This is a genomic window from Nonomuraea sp. NPDC003560, assembly GCF_042878785.1.
GTDB lineage: Bacteria > Actinomycetota > Actinomycetes > Streptosporangiales > Streptosporangiaceae > Nonomuraea.
The window spans coordinates 28,142-47,331 of sequence record NZ_JBIAOF010000024.1 but is presented as its reverse complement, the minus strand read 5'-3'; the positions used below and the strand labels follow the sequence as shown (position 1 = coordinate 47,331).

At 75.0% G+C, this 19,190-nt stretch carries 19 protein-coding genes; 6 read left to right on the top strand and 13 right to left on the bottom strand.

Features of this window, described 5'->3' with window-relative positions; translation table 11 throughout:
- Positions 1–73: 73 nt before the first annotated feature.
- On the bottom strand, positions 74–730 hold the full coding sequence (locus ACFYUV_RS50330; RefSeq protein ID WP_387683067.1) for a TetR/AcrR family transcriptional regulator: 657 nt from the start codon (positions 728–730) through the stop codon (positions 74–76).
- Between the two features lie 47 nt (positions 731–777).
- Here ACFYUV_RS50330 and ACFYUV_RS50325 point away from each other — a divergent pair, with 47 nt between their 5' ends.
- A complete protein-coding gene (locus ACFYUV_RS50325) occupies positions 778–2,268 on the top strand; it encodes an FAD-dependent oxidoreductase (protein ID WP_387683066.1) in 1,491 nt (496 codons plus the stop codon).
- Between the two features lie 7 nt (positions 2,269–2,275).
- Here ACFYUV_RS50325 and ACFYUV_RS50320 read toward each other — a convergent pair whose 3' ends face one another.
- Together ACFYUV_RS50320 and ACFYUV_RS50315 are read right to left on the bottom strand one after the other, a co-directional pair.
- On the bottom strand, positions 2,276–3,019 hold the full coding sequence (locus ACFYUV_RS50320; protein WP_387683064.1) for an SDR family oxidoreductase: 744 nt from the start codon (positions 3,017–3,019) through the stop codon (positions 2,276–2,278).
- 167 nt (positions 3,020–3,186) lie between these two features.
- On the bottom strand, positions 3,187–3,771 hold the full coding sequence (locus tag ACFYUV_RS50315) for a TetR/AcrR family transcriptional regulator (protein WP_387683062.1): 585 nt from the start codon (positions 3,769–3,771) through the stop codon (positions 3,187–3,189).
- Positions 3,772–3,802: 31 nt separating this feature from the next.
- Between ACFYUV_RS50315 and ACFYUV_RS50310 the strand changes: the two genes are divergently transcribed.
- Entirely contained in the window at positions 3,803–4,108 is a 306-nt protein-coding gene (locus ACFYUV_RS50310) for an antibiotic biosynthesis monooxygenase family protein (RefSeq protein ID WP_387683060.1), read from the top strand.
- 2 nt (positions 4,109–4,110) lie between these two features.
- Here the strand turns inward: ACFYUV_RS50310 and ACFYUV_RS50305 are convergent, their stop codons facing one another.
- The 5 genes from ACFYUV_RS50305 to ACFYUV_RS50285 form a co-directional block, all read right to left on the bottom strand.
- Positions 4,111–4,782 carry a response regulator transcription factor gene (locus tag ACFYUV_RS50305; protein WP_358297365.1) on the bottom strand — a complete coding sequence of 224 codons (672 nt, stop codon included), beginning with the start codon at positions 4,780–4,782 and terminating at the stop codon, positions 4,111–4,113.
- A complete protein-coding gene (locus ACFYUV_RS50300) occupies positions 4,779–6,086 on the bottom strand; it encodes a sensor histidine kinase (RefSeq protein ID WP_387683058.1) in 1,308 nt (435 codons plus the stop codon). The genes ACFYUV_RS50305 and ACFYUV_RS50300 overlap by 4 nt, the downstream gene beginning before the upstream one ends.
- Positions 6,083–7,045 (bottom strand): alpha/beta hydrolase, encoded by a 963-nt coding sequence (locus ACFYUV_RS50295; RefSeq protein ID WP_387683056.1) that lies wholly within the window; start codon positions 7,043–7,045, stop codon positions 6,083–6,085. Before ACFYUV_RS50295 ends, ACFYUV_RS50300 begins: the two co-directional genes overlap by 4 nt.
- A 148-nt stretch (positions 7,046–7,193) precedes the next feature.
- On the bottom strand, positions 7,194–8,903 hold the full coding sequence (locus ACFYUV_RS50290) for an ABC-F family ATP-binding cassette domain-containing protein (protein WP_387683054.1): 1,710 nt from the start codon (positions 8,901–8,903) through the stop codon (positions 7,194–7,196).
- Positions 8,904–9,105: 202 nt separating this feature from the next.
- Positions 9,106–9,678, bottom strand: a complete 573-nt coding sequence (locus ACFYUV_RS50285; protein WP_387683052.1) for a TetR/AcrR family transcriptional regulator — start codon at positions 9,676–9,678, stop codon at positions 9,106–9,108.
- Between the two features lie 119 nt (positions 9,679–9,797).
- On the opposite strand from ACFYUV_RS50285, the gene ACFYUV_RS50280 reads away from it, so the two are divergent.
- Positions 9,798–10,442, top strand: coding sequence for a class I SAM-dependent methyltransferase (locus ACFYUV_RS50280; protein WP_387683050.1), 645 nt, complete (start codon positions 9,798–9,800; stop codon positions 10,440–10,442).
- A 126-nt stretch (positions 10,443–10,568) separates the two neighbouring features.
- Here ACFYUV_RS50280 and ACFYUV_RS50275 read toward each other — a convergent pair whose 3' ends face one another.
- A complete protein-coding gene (locus ACFYUV_RS50275; protein ID WP_387683049.1) occupies positions 10,569–11,486 on the bottom strand; it encodes an NADP-dependent oxidoreductase in 918 nt (305 codons plus the stop codon).
- Positions 11,487–11,643: 157 nt separating this feature from the next.
- Between ACFYUV_RS50275 and ACFYUV_RS50270 the strand changes: the two genes are divergently transcribed.
- The gene (locus ACFYUV_RS50270) at positions 11,644–12,414 is read left to right on the top strand and encodes a methyltransferase domain-containing protein (RefSeq protein WP_387683047.1); all 771 of its coding nucleotides are present in this window, start codon (positions 11,644–11,646) and stop codon (positions 12,412–12,414) included.
- 38 nt (positions 12,415–12,452) lie between these two features.
- Here the strand turns inward: ACFYUV_RS50270 and ACFYUV_RS50265 are convergent, their stop codons facing one another.
- Positions 12,453–13,601 (bottom strand): FAD-dependent oxidoreductase, encoded by a 1,149-nt coding sequence (locus tag ACFYUV_RS50265; RefSeq protein ID WP_387683046.1) that lies wholly within the window; start codon positions 13,599–13,601, stop codon positions 12,453–12,455.
- Between the two features lie 128 nt (positions 13,602–13,729).
- Here ACFYUV_RS50265 and ACFYUV_RS50260 point away from each other — a divergent pair, with 128 nt between their 5' ends.
- Positions 13,730–14,311 carry a TetR/AcrR family transcriptional regulator gene (locus ACFYUV_RS50260; protein ID WP_387683044.1) on the top strand — a complete coding sequence of 194 codons (582 nt, stop codon included), beginning with the start codon at positions 13,730–13,732 and terminating at the stop codon, positions 14,309–14,311.
- A gap of 21 nt (positions 14,312–14,332) precedes the next feature.
- On the opposite strand, the gene ACFYUV_RS50255 is transcribed toward ACFYUV_RS50260, so the two are convergent.
- Positions 14,333–14,722 carry a PPOX class F420-dependent oxidoreductase gene (locus tag ACFYUV_RS50255; RefSeq protein WP_352326421.1) on the bottom strand — a complete coding sequence of 130 codons (390 nt, stop codon included), beginning with the start codon at positions 14,720–14,722 and terminating at the stop codon, positions 14,333–14,335.
- 90 nt (positions 14,723–14,812) lie between these two features.
- Between ACFYUV_RS50255 and ACFYUV_RS50250 the strand changes: the two genes are divergently transcribed.
- Entirely contained in the window at positions 14,813–15,844 is a 1,032-nt protein-coding gene (locus ACFYUV_RS50250; protein WP_387683043.1) for a M20 family metallopeptidase, read from the top strand.
- Between the two features lie 73 nt (positions 15,845–15,917).
- Here ACFYUV_RS50250 and ACFYUV_RS50245 read toward each other — a convergent pair whose 3' ends face one another.
- Positions 15,918–17,753: a CocE/NonD family hydrolase gene (locus tag ACFYUV_RS50245; RefSeq protein ID WP_387683041.1), complete on the bottom strand. Its 1,836-nt coding sequence runs from the start codon at positions 17,751–17,753 to the stop codon at positions 15,918–15,920.
- Between the two features lie 105 nt (positions 17,754–17,858).
- Positions 17,859–19,145 carry a cytochrome P450 gene (locus ACFYUV_RS50240; RefSeq protein ID WP_387683039.1) on the bottom strand — a complete coding sequence of 429 codons (1,287 nt, stop codon included), beginning with the start codon at positions 19,143–19,145 and terminating at the stop codon, positions 17,859–17,861.
- Positions 19,146–19,190 lie beyond the last annotated feature (45 nt).

Here is a 19,190-nt window from a genome sequence, read left to right as displayed (position 1 = left end):
CTCCATCTGTCGCGCGGGCCCCCGTAGGCGTCGCCGGGCCGAATCCGGCCGGCCACGAGGGTACGGCCTCACGTTAGTGCCGGTCGCGGGGTGGATGCTTCTCCGATCCTGACCGGACGGGCGCCAGCCCCCGCGCCAGCACGTCGAACGCCAGGTCGAGCGCCGCGACGTGGTCGGGAAGCACGTCGGCGGCCCGTTCCCCGGCCAGTTGGCGGGCCGCGGTGGCCAGGAAGGCCGAGCGGAAGGCGCCGACGAGCAGCGCGGCGGTCAACCGGCCGGGCAGCCCCTCGCCGGACTCGTCGATCAGGGCCGCGAGCACGGCCTCCAGCTCGTCGGCGATCTCCCTGGCGCGCGCCCGCAGCGCCGCGGAGCCGGCCACCACCCGGAAGAAGTGCACGAACCGGTCGTCGACCCCGCCGAGCGGGTGGCCCTCGCGCGCGTGCCGGACGAGCATGTCGCGCAGCGCGGACAGCACCGGCTCGCCCGCCCGGCGGCCCCGGACGGTGTCGGTGACCAGGTCGACCAGCTCGGGGACGCGGTCGAAGAAGATGTCCTCCTTGCGGGGGAAGTAGTTGAACACCGTCACCTTGGAGACGTCCGCCGCCTCGGCGATCTCGCCGATGGTCACCTCGTCGAAGCCGCGTTCGTAGAACAACATCGAGCCGTGGTCGGAGATGCGCCTGCGGGTCTCGGCCTTCTTGCGTTCGCGGAGCGATGGAGTCTCTTTCACGGAAAAAGTGTATCGCACTCAAAGTTTAGTCGGGTATGGTTTTCGCCATGGACTACGACGTGATCATTTCCGGTGGCGGCCCCGTCGGCCTGATGCTCGCCTGCGAGCTGCGGCTGCACGACGTGCGCGTGGCGGTGCTGGAGCGGCTGACCGACATCGACCAGACGGTCAAGGCCGGCTCGGTCAACACGCCCACCGCCGAGGCCTTCTACCGGCGCGGGCTGCTCCCGGTGCTGGAGGAGGCCCAGGCCGAGACCATGAAGGCGTTCCAGGCGTTCATGGCCCAGCGGGGCGGCGCGGCGGCGGCCGGGCAGCCCAAGATGTCCGCCTTCGCCGGGCATTTCGCCGGGCTGTGGCTGCTGACCGACCGGGTGGACGAGAGCGACCCCGACTTCGCCGACCGCGGGCCGGCCGCCCGCCTGAGCGGCATCCGTCAGCAGGACATCGAGCGGGTGCTCGGCGAACGGGCCGCCGAGCTCGGCGCGGACGTGCTGCGCGGCGTGGAGCTGACCGGCTTCGAGCCCTCCGCCGACGGGGTGGTCGTGCGGGCGGGCGAGCGGGAGTTCCGCTGCGGCTGGCTGGTGGGCTGCGACGGCGGCCGCAGCACCGTGCGCCGCCTGGCCGGCTTCGACTTCCCCGGCACGCCCCCGCAGATCACCGGCCACCAGGCCGTCGTGACGATGGAGGGCGGCGAGGAGCTCGGCACCGGCTGGACGCACACCGACACCGGCACCTACGCCAACGGGCCGACCCCCGGCCGCATCCTGACCGTGGAGTTCGACGGGCCGCCGGAGGACCGCACCGCGCCGGTCACCGCCGAGGAGCTGCAGGCCAGCCTGAGGGCCGTCTCCGGCGTGGACGTCACCATCACCGGCGTCAGGACGGCCACCCGCTTCACCGACAACGCCCGCCAGGCCACCACCTACCGGCTCGGCCGGGTCCTGCTGGCCGGCGACGCGGCGCACGTCCACTCGCCCTTCGGCGGTCAGGGGCTCAACCTGGGCATCGGCGACGCCGTCAACCTCGGCTGGAAGCTGGCCGCCGTCGTCCGGGGCCGCTCGCCCGAGGCGCTGCTGGACACCTACACCGCCGAGCGCCACCCCATCGGCGCGTGGGTGCTCGACTGGACCCGCGCCCAGGTGGAGCTCATGCGGCCGGAGGCCCGCTCCCGGGCGCTGCGGGCCGTCGTGTCCGACCTGATCGACACCACCGCGGGCACCACGTACTTCGTCAAGCGGCTCTCCGGCGTCTGGCACCGCTACGAGCTGCCCGGCGGCCACCCGCTGGTCGGCCGGAGCGTCCCCGACCTGGAGCTGGCCGACGGCACCCGGGTCGGCGACCACCTGCACGAGGGGCGCGGGCTGCTGCTGGACCTCGGGGCCGGTCTGGCGGCCGACCCGCGGGTGCCGGTGCTGGCGGCCAAGCCGGTGGACGTCCGCGACTTCGGCGGCCTGCTGGTCCGGCCGGACGGCGTCGTCGCCTGGGCGGGCGACGCGCCGGACGCCGCGCTGGAGGAGGCCCTGGCCGCCTGGTTCTGACGGCGCCCTACTCGCCGGCCGCCCAGTCCCGGTACGTGGTCCGGCCCAGCGTGGCGTCGTCGCCGGGCACCAGCGAGCGCTCGGTCAGCTCGCTGCCGAAGTAGCGGGCGTGCTCGTCGGTGACCACCTCGCGCGGGTCGCCGAGGCCGGCCAGCGCGTCGCGGAAGAACTCGTCCATCCGGTACTGCTCGGGGCCGGCGACCTCGGTCCGGCCGTTCAGGGGCGTCCCGAGCGCGACCCGGGCGAGCGCAGCCGCGACGTCGTCGCCCGCGACGGGCCGGAACAGCACCGGCGCGATGCGCACCGCGCCGCCCGCGGCCGACTCGTCGGCGATGCCCCGCACGAACTCGAAGAACTGCGTCGCGTGCACCAGCGAGTACGGCAGGCCCGACTTCTCGATCAGCCGCTCCTGGGCGATCTTCGCGGCGAAGTAGCCGTTGTCGGGCATGCGCTCGGTGCCCACGACCGACAGCGCGACGTGGTGGCCGACGCCCGCCGCCGCCCCGGCGGCCAGCAGGTTGCGGGTGGAGGTCTCGAAGAACTCCAGCACCGCGCTCCGCTCGAACGACGGCGAGTTGGAGACGTCCACCACGACCCGCGCCCCCTCCAGGGCCTCGGCCAGCCCCTCCCCCGTGAGGGTGTCGACGCCGGTGCTCGGGGACGCGGCGACCGCCTCGTGCCCCTCTCCGGCCAGCCTGCGCACGAGCTTCGACCCGATCAGGCCGGTCCCGCCGACCACGACAACCTTCATGACGACCTCCCTCATCGCCCGGGGCACCTCGTGTGCCGTCCGGTCGCCGGCTGATGTCATGTCCAGCCGGCGGCCCGGCGGCACCCGTCGTGACGCCTCCATTACCCGGCGATGTCCTGTCATGTCCGTACGGCCGGGGCGGCGAGGAGGGCGGCCCGCGCCCGCGGTCAGTCCTGCGCGGGCGGCAGCACCCCGGCGACCAGGGCGCGCAGGGCGGCCAGGGCCGCGCCGGCGTCGACGCGCTCGGGGGCGACCAGCCACTGCTGGTGGATGCCGATGCCGGCGCCGATGAGCGCGACGGCCAGCGGCTCCACCGGCAGGCCCGGCGGCAGCGGCAGGCGTTCGAGCCAGCGCCTGCAGTGGTCGCGCAGCGTGTCGTGGATCTCGACGTAGCGGTCGCGGATGGGCGAGCCGGGCTCCAGCGCCTCGACCAGCAGGGTGACGAACAGCTTGGTGGTCGGCAGGGCGAACATCGCGCCGACGCCCTGGTCGAACGGCCCGAAGTCCGGCTCGCCCTCGGGGGCGTCGGTGAGGCCGTCGCGCACCCTGGCCACCGACCGTTCGAGCACGGCCAGCAGCAGGCCCTCCTTGCCGCCGAAGTGCCACGGGATGGACCCGCGGCTGATGCCCGACCGGGCGGCCACGTCGTGGAACGTGGTCTGCCGGTAGCCCTTCTCGGCGAACAGCTCGGCCGCCGCGTTGAGGATGAGCTCGCGGCTCTCGTTGCTGGTCTGTTCCCGTCGCGTTGTCACGCCACCTCCTCTGTGCTATCAATCGTATTCTATGTTGACCAACACAGAGGAGGCTCCCGTGCACGTCGCCATGATCGCCACGCACTACCCGCACGCCGCACACCGGGAGGAGTTCGTCGAGCGGGTGCGCAAGGTGGCCGAGGCGTTCCGCAGCACGCCCGGCTGCCTGTCGGCGGAGTGCTGGCTGTCGGCGGAGGCGGTGGTGTCCATCGTGCGCTGGGAGTCGGACGAGGCGTTCGCCGCGTCGCTGGCCGCGCTCGGCGCCGCCGACCTCGACGTGGCCTTCGACGAGCGCGAGGCCCGGCCGCGCGAGATCGTCCGGCTGGCCGCCGCCTGAGGTCAGTAGCCCGAGGGACGGACCAGCCCCGTCTCGTACGCGAAGACCGCCGCCTGGGTGCGGTCGCGCAGCCCGAGCTTGACCAGGATCCGGCTCACGTGGGTCTTGACCGTCTGCTCGGCGATCACCAGGCGCTCGGCGATCTCGGCGTTCGACAGGCCCTGCGCGATCAGCGCCAGCACCTCGGTCTCGCGCTCGGTCAGGTCGCCCACGCGCTCCTTGAGCGGCGCCCGCGGCGCGCGGCTCACCCGGGCGAACTCGGCGATCAGGCGTTTGGTGACGTTCGGGGCCAGCAGCGCGTCGCCGGTGGCCACCACCCGCACCGCGTGGGCCAGCTCGGCCGCCGAGGCGTCCTTGAGCAGGAAGCCGGACGCCCCGGCGCGCAACGCCTCGTAGACGTAGTCGTCGAGGTCGAACGTGGTCAGCACGAGCACCTTCGCCGACGCGTCCGGACGGGCGGCGATCCGGCGAGTGGCCTCGATGCCGCCGAGCTCGGGCATGCGCACGTCCATGAGGACGACGTCGGGGTCCAGCTCGGCGACCTTGGCGACGGCGTCGAGCCCGTTGACCGCCTGGCCCACGACCTCGATGCCGGGCTCGGCGTTGAGCAGCACGGTGAAGCCCTGGCGGACCATGACCTGGTCGTCGGCGATGAGCACGCGGATGCTCGTCATGAGGTGGCCTGGACGCCTTTCTGCGAGTCGACCGGCAGGAACACGCTGACCTCGTAGCCGCCGTCCGGCGTGGGCCCGGCGACGAGGTCGCCGCCCAGCATGGCGGCGCGCTCGCGCATGCCGAGCAGCCCGTGCCCGGCGCCCGGCGAGGGCCGCGCCGGCCTGGCGGGCGGCTCGTTGACGACCCGGATCGCCAGGGCGCCGGGCCGGTACGTCAGCCGGACCGCCACCGCCGCGCCGGGGGCGTGCCGCATGGCGTTGCTGAGCGCCTCCTGCACGATCCGGTACGCCGACAGCTCCACCCCCGGCGACAGCGGGCGCGCCTGCCCGGCGATCTCGGCGGTGAGCGTGACGCCCGCGCCGCGCACGTTGGCCAGCAGCTCCTCCAGCCGGTCGAGCGTGGGCTGCGGCGCGTCGGCCGGCTGGTCCTGCGCGCGCAGCACGCCCAGGACCCGGCGCAGCTCGGTCAGCGCCTCGACGGCGTTCTCCCGGATGCCGGCCAGGTTCTCCCTCAGCTCCTGCGGCGGGTCGTCCACCAGGTGCGGCGCGACCTGGGCCTGGATGGAGATCACCGACATGTGGTGGGCGACGACGTCGTGCAGCTCGCGGGCGATCCTGCTGCGCTCCTCCAGCAGCGTGCGGCGGGCCCGTTCCTCGGCCGTCAGCTCCTCCTGGGCCTCCAGCCGGGTACGGGTCGTCCTCAGCTGGCGCACCCCGGCCCCGACGGCGACCGCGACCGCGTCGGCCAGCAGGGCGGTGGCGCCCAGCCCGCCCCCGTTGGCCTCCGGCATGAGCACCACGATCGCCACCACGGTCAGCGTGGTGATCGCCAGCGCCTTGACGGCGACACCCGGGCGTACCCGCAGTGCCAGCAGGAACAGCACGCCGGCCTGCAGGGCGACGCCCGAGCCCGTCCACGGGAAGGCGGTCGGGGCGACGTGCGGGAAGGGCCGCCGCTCGAACGTCTCGGGATGCACCGTCCAGGGCAGGCTCAGGTGCTCCGACACGTACACCATGCCCGACCGCGCCCCGGCGACCATGAGGACGATCGTCGCCCACCAGGCGGCCAGCGGGCGCCACATCGCCAGCACCATGGCCGCCGCCATGGCCATGGCCAGCAGCGGGACGGTCGGGTCGATGCCCTCCCCGCCCGGGTACAGGCCCATGGCCAGCGCGTACAGGGCGACGGCGACGTGCGGGAGCCGGGACAGGGCGCGCGGGCCGCCCATCCGCGGCAGGGGGTCGGGGGCCATGGTCCCCAGGTCCGCGCCCAGCGTGGCGAGGGCCTTGCGCAGCCTGCTCATCCGCCCTCGCCCATGTTCGTTCTGTCATGGCTTGCACCCTTGGTCCAGCTTACGGGTGAGCCGGTCACGATCCGCGCGAGGTTCGCCAGCGCCGTCGATCCGGCCGCCAGGTAGTCGCTGTGACCGCCGCCGCCCGCGTCGAACACCCGCGCCCCGAACCCGGGCGCGACCGGATCCGCGCCCAGCCCCAGGGTGCCGGACAGCAGCTCGACGGACACGTGCGGCAGCCGGCCGACCCAGTCCCCGGCCGTGCGCGCGGCCCACACCGGCGTCCGGGTGCGCAGCGCCGCGGCGTCGGCCACGCCCGCCCCGGGGCTGCCGAACAGGACGAGGGCGGCCACGTCCAGCCCCGGCGCGGCCCGGCCGCACACCGCCGAGCCGTAGGAGTGGCACAGCAGCGAGACGCGCGCGCCGGGGCGGAGGGCGCGCAGCTCGTCCAGGAAGGCGCGCAGGGCGGGGGCGGCCCGGTCGGCGCGGTCGAGGGTCAGCGCCTGGAGGCTCACGCTGCTCGGGGTGGCGTACCCGAGCCAGGCGATCACGGCCGACCGGTCGCCCAGCGCGGCGCTCAGGCGCATCGAGCCGCCGCGCAGCAGGCCGTACTTGTCGAGGGTGATGCCCGCGCCCGGGACCAGCACGGCGATCCGGGCGGCGGTGGCCAGGTCGCCGAACACCTCGACCGCCCGGCCGGCGTCGCGGCCGTCGAAGGACAGGAACCGGCGGGCGGGGTCGGCCATCTCGCGCAGGGCGGCGGCCCGGCGCCGGTGGCCGTGCCGGACGGCGTCGCGCCCGGCCGCCAGGATCGCCGCGCGCCCGGCGGCGTACCGCCCGGCGAGCCCGGACGGCGGCGGCGCGACGCCGGGGACGGGCGCCGGCACCTCCCCCGACACGCACGCCGCCGGGCCCGCCACCGAGGCGGCGACGAGCGTGGCGAGCAGGAGGCGGCGGCCGCGGTTGCCCATGGGAACCCTTCCGACGGGGGGGACGGTTCCCCCGACGCTACGGATCGCCCCCGGCCGCGCGCCTCCCGCTGCGGAGCTCACTTCCCGCGTAGCTCCCAGGTACTACGGGACGTACGCCAGCCCTCCCCCAGGTCCTACGGAACGTGCGTCAGCCCTGTCCCAGGTCCTCCGGGCCGTGCGTCACGCCCTCGCCGGGCAGGTGCAGACGGCGGCCCCGCCAGCGGGCGCGCAGCCAGCGGTCGTGGCCGGCCACCACGACCGCGCCGGGGCCGTCCGCGGCCAGGGCGGCCTCCAGCTCGTCGGCCAGGCCCGGCGACAGGTGGTTGGTGGGCTCGTCGAGCAGCAGCACGTCGGGAGGGTCGGCGATCAGCAGCGCCAGCGCGAGGCGGCGGCGCTGGCCGACGGACAGCTCCCCCACGCGCAGGTTCGCGTCGCGGGCGCGGATCAGGCCGAGCGAGCGCAGCGGCACGGCCTCGGCGCGCTCCGGCCCGAGGGCCTGCTCGTAGGTCTCCCGCACCGTGCGGCCGGGGTGCTCGAACGTCGTGTCCTGGGGCAGCAGGCCGACGGTCAGCCCCGGCCGCCGCCGTACCTGCCCGGCCGGCTCCAGGTCGCCGGACAGGACCGCGAGGAGGGTGGACTTGCCCGCGCCGTTCCGGCCGGTGACCAGCAGGCGGTCCCCTTCCCGCAGGTCGAGCCGGTCGAGCGCGAGCCGCCCCGCCACCCGGACGTCCCGCGCCGACACCAACGACCCCCCACCCCGGCCCGCCGCGCCGCCACGGTCCCCCTCCGGGCCTTCGGGGGGAGGGAGGGGGGCGGTGAGGCGGGGGCGCAGGCGCAGTGGGGGCGGCGGGGCGGGGACCTGGTCGCGTTCCAGCTCGGCGAGCCGGCGCGCGGCCTCGCGCACCCGCCGGGAGATCTGCTGCTGCACCCGCCCGGCGCGGTGGCCGTAGCCCATCTTCTCGTTGTCGCGGCGCAACCCGTCCTGCGCCACCCGCCGCGCGGTCACCGCGACGGCGCGGCGCAGCTCGTCCAGTTCCTCCTGCTCGGCCGCGTGTCGCCGCTCCCAGCGTTCGCGCTCGGCGCGTTTCCCGGTCAGGTACGCGCTGTAGCCGCCGCCGTACCGGACGGGGCCGTCCACGGCGGGGTCGAGGTCGAGCAGGTCCGTGCAGACCGCGTCGAGGAAGGCCCGGTCGTGGCTGGCCACGACGACCACGCCGGTCATGCCGCGCAATTCCTCCTCCACGAAGACGGCGGCGTCGTCGTCGAGGTGGTTGGTGGGCTCGTCGAGCAGGAGCGCGGCGGGCCGCCTGATCAGCAGCGCCGCCAGGGCGAGCCGGCCGCGCTGCCCGCCGGACAACGAGCCGAGCGCCCGCGTCCCCGGCACGCCGCCCAGGCCCAGCCGGTCGAGGACGATCTCCGCCCGCCGGTCGGCGTCCCAGGACTCGTGCTGCTGCGCCTGGTCGAGCCGGGCCCCGTACGCTTCGAGCAGCGCGGCGTCCTCCGGCGACCCGGCCAGCTCGCGGGTGAGCCGGTCGAGCTCGGCCAGGTCCGTGCGCGCCTCGCGCAGGGCGTCGTCGAGCACGTCGGCGAGCGTGTCCTCAGCCGCGAACGGCAACTCCTGGTGCAGGAAGCCCAGGTCGGCGGGGCGGACGACGGTCCCGGAGTCGGGCTCGTCCACGCCGGCCAGCAGGCGCAGCAGCGTGGACTTGCCCGCGCCGTTCTCGCCGATGAGCCCGATCCGGCGGCCGGGGGCGGCGGTGAGCGAGAGGCCGTCGAGCACGCGCCGCGTGCCCAGCGTCCGGACGAGATCGTGGGCCAGCAGGACGTCGCCGGTGGGCGTGCAGGGGTTGGAGAGCATGTGAACCTCGGAGGAGGACGCGGGCGCGCCGAAGCCGCCCGGTGAAGGGGACAGGGTTTCGGGGAACGACGAAAAGGCCCACGTCGGCGGCGCTCACGCGCGCACGCCGGGGCCGATCACCCTCCGGTGTCACCCGGAGATGTCGTCGTCACCTGCCATGTCCGGTCTCCTGGCCGTAGATCACAAACGTTCCCACCGTAGACTACGTGCCGCACCCCGCGGACGGGCCCAGGACGGCCCGGACGCCCGGGGTCACCGCCGCGCGGAAGGCGGCGTCGAGCTCGGCGGGCGAGGCGGCGGTCGCGCCGTCCAGCCAGGCCCGCATCAGCCCCATGAACGCCCCCACCACGCACACCACCAGCAGGTCGAGCCCGGCCTGCTCCCGCGCGCCCGCCGTCAGCAGGTCGGCCCTGACCAGGTCGGCGACCACCTGCTCGCCCCGGGCGTACACCGGCCCGCCGCCGCGCCGTCCGAGCAGCGCGCGCACCAGCCGTTCCTGCTCGCGGACGTGCTCGAACATCGGCAGGCTGAACGCGAACAACTCCCCCGGCGCGCCGCCGCCCGGCGGACGCCGCAGGAACGCCAGCTCGGCCAGGTTGCTGAGCAGCACCTCCTGCTTGCCGGAGAAGTGGGCGTAGAAGGTGGAGCGGCCGACGTCGGCCCGCTCGATGATGTCGGTGACGGTCACCGCCTCATAGCCCTTCTCCAGGATCAGCGACACCAGCGCCTCCCGGACCTGTCGCCGCGTGCGCCGCACCCGCCGGTCTCCGGACACCTTCCCCCTCCCTGTGCGCTACCGGACGCCACGGCCGATCTGCTCGTTGACCCGCGTCCCGTATGAACACATCATTCATTACCGAACAGGTTGTTCGGCAACTGACCGGAGGAACCGCCATGCTGGGAAGGCTTCTGCACCACCACGAAGAGCACGCCGAGTCCGGCGGCACCATCGACTACCCGCGCCGGTACGAGCTGCTCAGCGCGGTCGCGTTCCTCGGCGGGCGCCGGGCCGCGTTCACCCGCCTGGCCGCCGCCGCCGGGCCGCGCGCCGGTGACCGCGTGCTCGACGTCGGCTGCGGCACCGGCTACCTCACCCGGATCATCGCCCCCGTGGTCACCCCGAGCGGCCGGGTGACCGGCCTCGACCCGTCCCCCGAGATGATCGGGTACGCCGCCCGGCGCGCCCCCGCCAACTGCGACTACGTGGTCGGCGAGGGCCAGGACCTGCCGTTCCCGGACGGCTCGTTCGACCTGGTCGTCTCCAGCTTCGCGGTGCACCACATGCCCGTGGCGGCCAGGCCGGAGGCGCTGCGCCAGATGTTCCGCGTGCTGCGTCCGGGCGGGCGGCTGCTCGTGGCCGAGTTCCGGCCGCCGACCGGCCCGCTGGCCCGCCGCGTCGTCGGCGCGCTGGCCGGTCCCGCGATGCGCCACGACCTGCGCGCCCTGCTCGGCACGCTGATCCCGGGCGCGGGGTTCCGGGTGGAGGCCGAAGGCGACCTGCCGCACGCGCTGTTCCACATCCGCGCCACCCGTCCCTAGCCGCACGCGCTGTTCCACGTCGGGCGCCACCCGTCCGTACCCGCGCGCCCTGTTCCGCGTCAGAGCGACCCGGCCGGACCGCGCGCCCTGTTCCGCGTCGGGCGCAACGCCGTCCGTAGGCCGTCGTTACGGCGTGAGCACGATCTTGCCGTGGGTGTGCCGACGTTCCAGCTCGCCGAAGGCGTCCCGGACCCGCTCCAGCGGGTACACGCGGGCGATCGGCACCTCCAGCTCGCCCCGCGCGGCGAGCCGGGCCAGCTCCCCGACCACGACCGCGCAGGCGGCCGCCCCTTCCCCGTACGTCCGCGCGCCGACCCTGGCCGCGCCCGCCCAGTCGCAGATCGTGTCGATCCGGTCGGGCCGCACGCCCAGCTCGACCGCCAGATCGACGTAGCCGTCCCCGTAGGTGTCGATGAACGCGTCCACCTTCCCGCCGGTGGCCGACCGGATCCGCTCGGCCACGCCCTCCCCGTACGCGACCGGCACCACGCCGTGCCCCCGCAGCCAGGCGTGGTTGGCCTCGCTCGCCAGCCCGACCACCGTCGCCCCCCGCCGCCGCGCGAGCTGCACGGCGATGGACCCGACGCCGCCCGCCGCTCCGGACACCACCACCGTCTCCCCCGGCCCCGGATCGACCGCGAACACCGTGGCGTACGCCGTCGTGCCGGCCACGTACAACGACCCGGCCACCTCCCAGGGCAGCCCCGCGGGCCGCAGGGTCAGCGCCACGTCGTCGGCCACGACGAACTCCGCGTGGCTCGCCCTGCGATGGGTGAAGCCGAGCACCTCGTCGCCCACCGCGAACCCGCGCACCTCCGGACCGGCCGCCACCACCACGCCGGCCAGATCGCTGCCCTGCCCGGACGGGAACGTCGCCGGCCAGCGCCCGTGCCGCGCCCCCTGGCGGATCATCGTCTCGCCGGGCTGGATCCCGGCCGCCCGCACCTCGACCAGCACCTGACCGGGCCCCGGCGCCGGACGCTCGACCTCCTCCACCCGCAGGACGTCGATCCCGCCGTACTCGTGGAACCGCACAGCCTTCATCGCGTGATCACCCTCCTCGTCCGGACCGGCCCTTCGCGCGGCCGCAGCCCACCCTGCCGCTCCCGCGCCGGCGCCGAAACGGACCGCTCTTCCCAGGACCGCCGATCCCAGGAAGCGGCTTGACTTCAAGCGCACTTGAAGCCGCAGGATCCCGCACATGACCAAGAACCAGACGACAGGCCGTACCGGCCAGGAGACCGACGCGCTCATCGCCCTGCTCGACCTCGCGGACCACCTGCCCGGGGCGGCCGAGCTGCGGGCGCGTTCCTACGAGTTGCTCGGCCTCGCGCCGCGGGCGGCGGTGGCCGACGTCGGCTGCGGATCCGGCCGCGCGGCGGCGGAGCTGGCCGGGCTTGGCGCGCGGGCGATCGGCGTCGACCCCGACGAGCGGATGATCGACGTGGCGGCCGGGCGGTGGCCCGCCGCCGAGTTCCGGGTGGCGGAGGCGTACGCGCTGCCGTTCGCCGACGGCGAGTTGCACGGCTATCGCGCCGAGAAGGTGTACCACGTCCTGGACGACCCGGCCCGCGCCGTGGCCGAGGCGCGGCGGGTGCTCGCGCCCGGCGGGCGGATCGTGCTGCTCGGTCAGGACTGGGACACCATCGTCATCGACTCCGGCGACGCCGCGCTCACCCGCCGGATCGTGCACGCCCGCGCCGACCTCGTCACATCGCCCCGCGTCGTCCGCGGCACCCGCAACCTGCTGCTGGACGCCGGCTTCACCGACGTCACCGTCGAGGTGCACACCAGCGTCGTGACCGACGCGACGCTGGTGGCCGTGCTGGCCGACCTGGCGGGGATGGCGCGCTCGGCCGGGGCGGTGAGTGCGGCGGAGGCCGAGGGCTGGCTCGCCGAGCAGCGGGAACGGGCGCGGGCCGGGCGGCTGTTCCTCGCCCTGCCGCTGTTCGTGACCGCGGCCACGCGTTAGGCCCCCAGGGGCAGGGCAGGGCCGGGGCCGGGGCCGGGTCAGCGGTGGGGCGGGGCGAAGGCGGCGAGCTCGCCGCTCTCGTGCCGTTCGAGCAGGGCCTCGGCGCCGTGCTCAAGGGCGCGGGCCGCGTCCGCCGCGCGCGGGAGCATCGTGCTCTCGTACGTGGCCACGGCCTCGGCCACCGTGGCGCAGCCGGCCAGCGCGAGGGCGAGCTCGCAGGCGTCGAGCATGGCCAGGTTGGCGCCCACGCCGAGCGGCGGCATGAGGTGGGCGGCGTCGCCGAGCAGGGTCACGCTGGACGACCGCGCCCACACGTGCGGCACGGGCAGCGCGAACAGCGGGCGATCGACGTACGGCCCGTCGTTGCGGGTGATCATCCCGAGCAGGTCCGGCGACCAGCCAGAGAACGCGTCGAGCAGCCGGGCGCGGATCCCGGCGGTGTCGCCGGCGCTCAGGCCGCTCGCGGCGATCCACCCGGCGGGCAGGCGCTGGATGACGTAGACGCGGATGTGGTCGCCGCCGTTGCGCTGGGCGAACAGGGCCCGGTCGCCGTCGGCCGCGGTGGCGCCGCCCTGTCCGACGAGCGCGGCGAGGGCGGGGTGGGCGTTCTCGACGTCGTGGAACCACGCCTCCAGGAAGGTGACCCCGGTGTAGCGCGGCGCCGCGGCCGAGACCGCGGGGCGCACCCGGGAGAACGCGCCGTCGGCCCCGATGACCAGGTCCGCCTCGACGGACGTGCCGTCGCGGAAGTGCACCCGGCGCGGGCCGCCGGGCGGGCCGGTGACCTGCTCGACGGCGGCGCCCCACCGCACGGTCCCGGGCTCCAGCGAGCCGAGCAGCAGGTCGCGCAGCACACCGCGGTCGATCTCGGGTTTGAAGAGCTCGCCCGCGGCCGGGACGTGGTGGTCGAGCAGCCGTCCGGACGGGTCGAGCAGCCGCATCTCCTGCCCTTCCGGGCGGGCCAGCCGGAGGAAGTCGTCGAGCAGGCCGGCCTCGTGCAGGGCGACCTGGCCGTCATCGGCGTGCAGGTCGAGGGTGCCGCCCTGGTCGCGGGCCCGCGGGTGGGCGTCGCGGTCGTGGACGGTCACGGGGATGCCGTGCCGTTGCAGGACCCGGGCGCAGGTGAGTCCGCCGGGGCCCGCCCCGACGACGTGGATGCGCGCGGTGGCGGGTGCGGGTGAGCGCATGACTGGACCTCTCGTTCGTGATCAGGGGTGGGTACGGCGAGCGCCGCCGCTCCAGAGAAGCAGAACGAGTACAAATGTGCAACCGGTCAACTAATTTACTCATGCCACCTTTTGGTAGGGTGGGCGGCATGGACACGCCACCCGTCGCCGGCCGCCGCGAACGCAAGAAGGCCGCCACCCGCCGAGCCATCGCCGACGCCGCCCTGCGCCTGTTCCTGGAGCACGGCTACGACCGGGTGAGCGTCAGGGACGTCGCCGAGGCGGCCGACGTGTCCACCACCACGCTGTTCAAGCACTTCCCCGGCAAGGAGGCGCTGGTCTTCGACGAGGAGGCCGACCGGGAGGCGGAGCTGGTCGCGGCGGTGCGCGGGCGTCCGGAGGGGCAGAGCGTCGTCGAGGCGCTGCGCGGGCACGTGCTGGCGTCCTGGCCGCAGGTCGCGGCCCATCCGCTGCGGGCCGGGTTCACCGAGCTGGTGGAGTCCACGCCGGCGCTGCTGGAGTACTACGAACGGATGTGGACCAGGCACGCCGCCGCCCTCGGCACGGCCATCGCCGAGGACGCGGGCGTGGCCCCGGATGACGTCGCCTGCCACGCGCTCGCCCGGTTCGTCCTGGACATCCCGGCGCTCACGCGGGGGCGGCCGGATCTTCGCGGGGCCGTCGAGCAGGTCTTCGACCTCCTCGCGCACGGCTGGCGCCCGCCGCGCTAGCGACCGCGCCGGCCCGCGCCCTCAGACGGTCCTGGACGACCGCCCGCCGTCGATCCCCCACGACACGATCCTGACGGGCGTGATCACGATGACCTCCCGCGAGAAGTACGGCACCGGCGGCTCGTGGTCGGCCAGGGCCACCGCCGTGCCCCGGATCTCGATGCCGCGCACCACCCACGGGTCGACCGAGGCCAGGTCGTCCACGACGAGGGCGGCGGTGCTGCCCCGCTGGACGTTCCGGAACTTCTTGGAGGCGCCCATCGCGTGCCCGCCGATGGTGATCGTGCCCGTGGCGGCGTCCACGAAGAAGCCGACGGGGTTGTTCTGCACGTCTCCGGAGGGGGAGACGGTGGCCAGCCGGCCGAGGTGCTGTCCGGCCAGGTAGTCGAGCTCTGCCTGCGTGAAGATCATGCGGGGAAGTATGCAACCTTGACACCGGCGTCACCCCAAACCCACCCATTCCATCAGTTCGAGTCCAGGACGATGTGCCAGCATTCGGCCATGAGCGACGACGATCTGATCGAGTTACGACGCGAGATCCACCGCCACCCCGAACCGGCCGGCCAGGAGCGGCGCACCGCGGCCCTGGTGGCGGCGGCGCTGCGGGAGGCGGGCCTGGAGGTCCGGACCGGCGTCGGCGGCCACGGCGTGGTCGCGGTCCTGGACGCCGGCGACGGCCCCGCGATCGGCTACCGGGCCGACCTGGACGCGGTCGCCGTGCCCGGCGGCGCGGAGCACCTGTGCGGGCACGACGTGCACACCGCGATCGGCGTGGGCGTCGCGCGGGCCCTGGCCCGCGAGCGGCCCCGGGGCCGGGCGGTCTTCTTCTTCCAGCCCGCCGAGGAGACCTGCGTGGGCGCCCGCGCCATGATCGCCGACGGGGCCATGGATCCGGTCCCGCCGCGCGAGGTGTACGCCCTGCACTGCGCGCCCCTGCCCACCGGAACGTTCGCGGTGGCCCCGGGCTTCGGGCACCCCGGCCAGGACGTCTTCCGCATCGAGGGCCTGTCGCCGGCGGCGGCCCGGCGGTTCGAGGCGCTGGTCGCGGGCCTGTCGACGGTGACGCCGCCGGCCACCCCGGAGGAGATGGCACAGCTGGAGACCGACCTGCGGACCCCGGACGGCCCCCTGGCGACCTTCGTGTACGCCCAGGTCCACCGCGAGCACGACGCCGTGCAGGGGTGGGTCCGGGCCTGGCCGGACAGCCGGTACGACGACATCCGCGCGTTGCTGCGCGCCGAGGCCGGGTCCCGCCTGCGGTTCCTCGACCATCACCCGTCGTCGGTCAACTCTCCGGAGCACGCCAGGGCCGGCGCGCGGCACCTGGACGCCCTGCTGCTGCACGCGTCCTATCCGTTCAACGGGGAGGATTTCGGGCTGTTCCTGGAGCGGGCGCCGGGGGCGATGTTCTTCTTCGGCGTGGGCGAGCAGGGCGTGCCGCACGACCCGGACTTCGTGCCGGACGAGCGGGCGATCGCCCTCGGCGTCGAGGCGATGGCCGGGTTCCTGCGCGCCCGCGGCGAGGCGCTCTGACGTTCCCCGGCCCGTCTCCAGGCCCGGCGGATCGGGCGCGCGACGGGCCGGGGACGGGCCGGGGCCGGGCGGGTCAGCGGCGGGACAGCCGCAGCGGGAAGGTGCCGGGCCCGACGCCGCCGAGCGTGGTGGTGTAGGCCGCGAGGTACCGGTCCAGGTACGGCGAGCGGTCCCCCTGGGTGGGCACGTCGTGCCGCGTGGCCAGCAGGTCCAGGCTCAGGCGCGCGCCGGAGACCTTGATCGTGTTGCCCGAGGGCACGTCCAGCCAGCCGTTGGACTCGATGGTGCCGATCTGCACGCCCAGCCGGTGGCCCGGCTCGAAGGTCCAGTCGGCCGACTTCAGGTCGAACGCGACCGGGCCGCGGCGCTCCAGCAGCGCCACGTTCTCGTCGAACATCGTCGCCCTGCCGTCGGGGGCGACGTCCCACAGGCGGACCATGACGTTGCCGTTCGTGCTCGCGTCGAGCCTGATCCGCGGCGTGCCGGTGAGCCTGAGCCGCTCGGCGGCGGGCGTGGACCAGGTCCAGAAGCTGCCCGAGGCGGCGGCGCTCTGCCTGGCCGAGCTCTTCTCGGCGGTGGAGAGCGGTTCGAGCGGCGGCGCGTGCTCCATGTCCCAGCGGCCGGAGGGGGCGGTGGTCGCCGTCGCCGCGGCGCCGCCGCCGTCGTCCAGGTACGCGCCGGCCGACAGCCGGGCCTCGTACGACGTCGTGACCACCGGCCAGGTCGGCTGGGCGCGCCACCCGCCGAGACTGTCCTCGATCGCGTACGCCGGGTCGGCCGCCGAGGGCCGCACGCCGCGCAGGTACTGGTCGTAGAACCGCATCACCTCGTCGAACCAGCCGGCCCGTCCCTGCAGCAGCCGGCCCTGGGCGTCGGTGTCGTTGCCGCGCACGTGCTCCCACTGGCCGAGCCAGCCGCGTTCGCGCCCGCGGTGGTTGTCCAGGTAGACCTCCATGTCCTCGGGCTTGGTGTTGGGCTCGATGAAGCCCTGGGTGACCAGCAGCGGCGTGCTGGTGCCGGCCGCCCGGTCGGCCAGATTGCGCGCCCGCCAGTACGCCGAGCGCAGGTCGGGATCGTTGTTGTTGGTGATGTTGTCGGACAGGCAGGCGGGATGGGCGGTCTCGTACTGGGCGTTCGCCTTGTACCGGTCGCTGTCGCCGGCCATCGGCGCCATCGTCGCGATCGAGTTGTACGCCTCCGGCGTGCCCGTGACGTTGGGCCGCGGGACCTTGTTGCTGAACAGGTAGTTGTACATGTTCCAGACCGGCTCCTGGGCGACGACCGCCTTCAGGCTCGGCAGCCTGAGATTGTTGCCGACCAGGCCGGTGACCGCGTCGTACGACTTGCCGTACATGCCGACCTTGCCGGTCGACCAGGGCTGGGCCGCCGACCACTCGACGGCGGCCCGCACGTCGGCCTGCTCGCCCGGCCCGACCCAGTCGAGGCAGCCGGTGCTGCCGCCGAAGCCGCGCAGGTCGACCATCACGAAGGTGTAGCCGCGGGCCATCAGCCCGGCGCCGTCCACGAAGTCGCGGAACCGCGCCGACGGCCCGACCTGGTCCCATCCCTCCGGGCCGGTCTGCCCGGCGTGGGCGAAGTAGGGGCCGACCGAGACGATCACCGGCGTCCGCGCGCCGGCCGGCAGGTGCGCCGGGCGCAGCACGTCGGCGTGCAGCTCGACGCCGCTGCCGTCGGCGGAGGGGAAGTACGCCTCCGACCACGCGGCGCCCGCGGGGACGCGGGGGTTCTCCTCGTGCGTCACCCCCGGGGCCGTGGTCCCGGCCGTGGTCCCAGCCGTGGTCCCGGCCGTGGTCAGGGCCGAGGCGGGCGGGCCGCCCGCGGCGAGGGTGGTGATCGTGACCAGGACGCCGGCCGCCACAGTGGCCGTCGCCTTCCCGCGGATGTTCATCGACTCTCCCCGTGCATAGGTGTGCCGGCGGCGTCCGAACGAGCGTGCATCACTCATATGCCAGCGGGCCCGCCCAGGCAAGCCCCGCCACACCCGTCCGGGACGTCAGCGGGGGAGGCGGCGGGTCAGGCGCATGCGGATGTCGTGCTCGGCCCACAGCACGAAACGTTCGACGGGCGTCACCGGATGGTCCTCGACCGGCTCGAAGGCGAACCTGCTGAGCAGCACGGCGAGCACCAGCTCGGCCTCGACCATGGCCAGGCTCGCGCCCTCGCAGCCGCGCGGCCCGAGGCCGAAGGGGAGGTAGGCGTAGCGGTGGCGGGCGGCCTGCTCCTCGGGGGTGAAGCGGTCGGGCCTGAAGGCGTGCGGGTCCGGCCAGTGGCGGGGGTCGAGGTGCACGGCCCAGAAGGGGTAGAAGATCGTGGTGCCGGCCGGGACGTGGTGGCCGTCCAGGGTGAGGTCCTCGGTGGTCTCGCGGGCGCCGTACGGGCCGGGCGGGTAGAGCCGCATCGACTCCTTGAGCGCCATCTCCAGGTACGGCAGGCGCCGCAGGTCGGCGTAGTCGGGGGCGGCGCGGTCGCCCAGCACGTCGTCCAGCTCGGCGGCCACCCGCGCGGCCGGGCCGGGGTTGCGCGCGAGCAGGTGCAGGGTCCATGAGACGGCCACGCCGGTGGTGTGGTGGGCGGCGAGCATGATCATGAGCACGGTGTCCCTGATCCGGGCGGGCGACATGTCCGCCCGCGCCAGGGCGGCGACCAGTTCGCTGCCGCCGCGGGCCAGCACCCCGTCCACGACCTCGCGCAGGTACGCCAGCGCCCGGTCGCCGCGCGCGAGGTCGTCGTCGCGCTCGTGGCGACGGCCCAGGTGGACGGCCAGCACGGTCCCGAACGCGCTCACCACCCGCGCCGGGTCGGCGAGGCCGCCGCCCAGGGTGTACTGGGCGATCATGCGCAGGGACAGCTCGCTCAGGTCCTGCTGGAGCGCCACCGGGCCGTCGGCGGCGCGGCGCTCCCAGCGGTCGGCCAGCTCGGTGGCCAGGGTGACGAAGCCGGCGAAGTGCGCCTCGTGCGAGCGGCGGCCGGCGAGCACCGAGAGCAGGACCCGGCGGAAGGGGCCGTGCTCGTCGGCGGGGAGCGTCTGCAGGTTGCCGGCCTCGCACAGGGGCGCCAGGAACGCGAAGAGCTCGTCGGGGCGTGCGTCGATCGCGGCCGTGGCCTCCAGCAGCACGGGGTCGGCCACCGAGATCGCGGCCGGCGCGCCGGGGAGCTGGAAGCGCACCAGCGGGCCGTACCGCTCGTGCAGCCGCAGCTGGTAGGTGTGCAGGCCGCCGGCGGCCGCGACGGCGCTCAGCCCGCCGTCCGCCGCGGGAGGAGGGCCGGGGATGTCACGCATCCGGCCACCGTCTCGCGGACGCGCCCGCCCGGCAAGTGTCCCGGA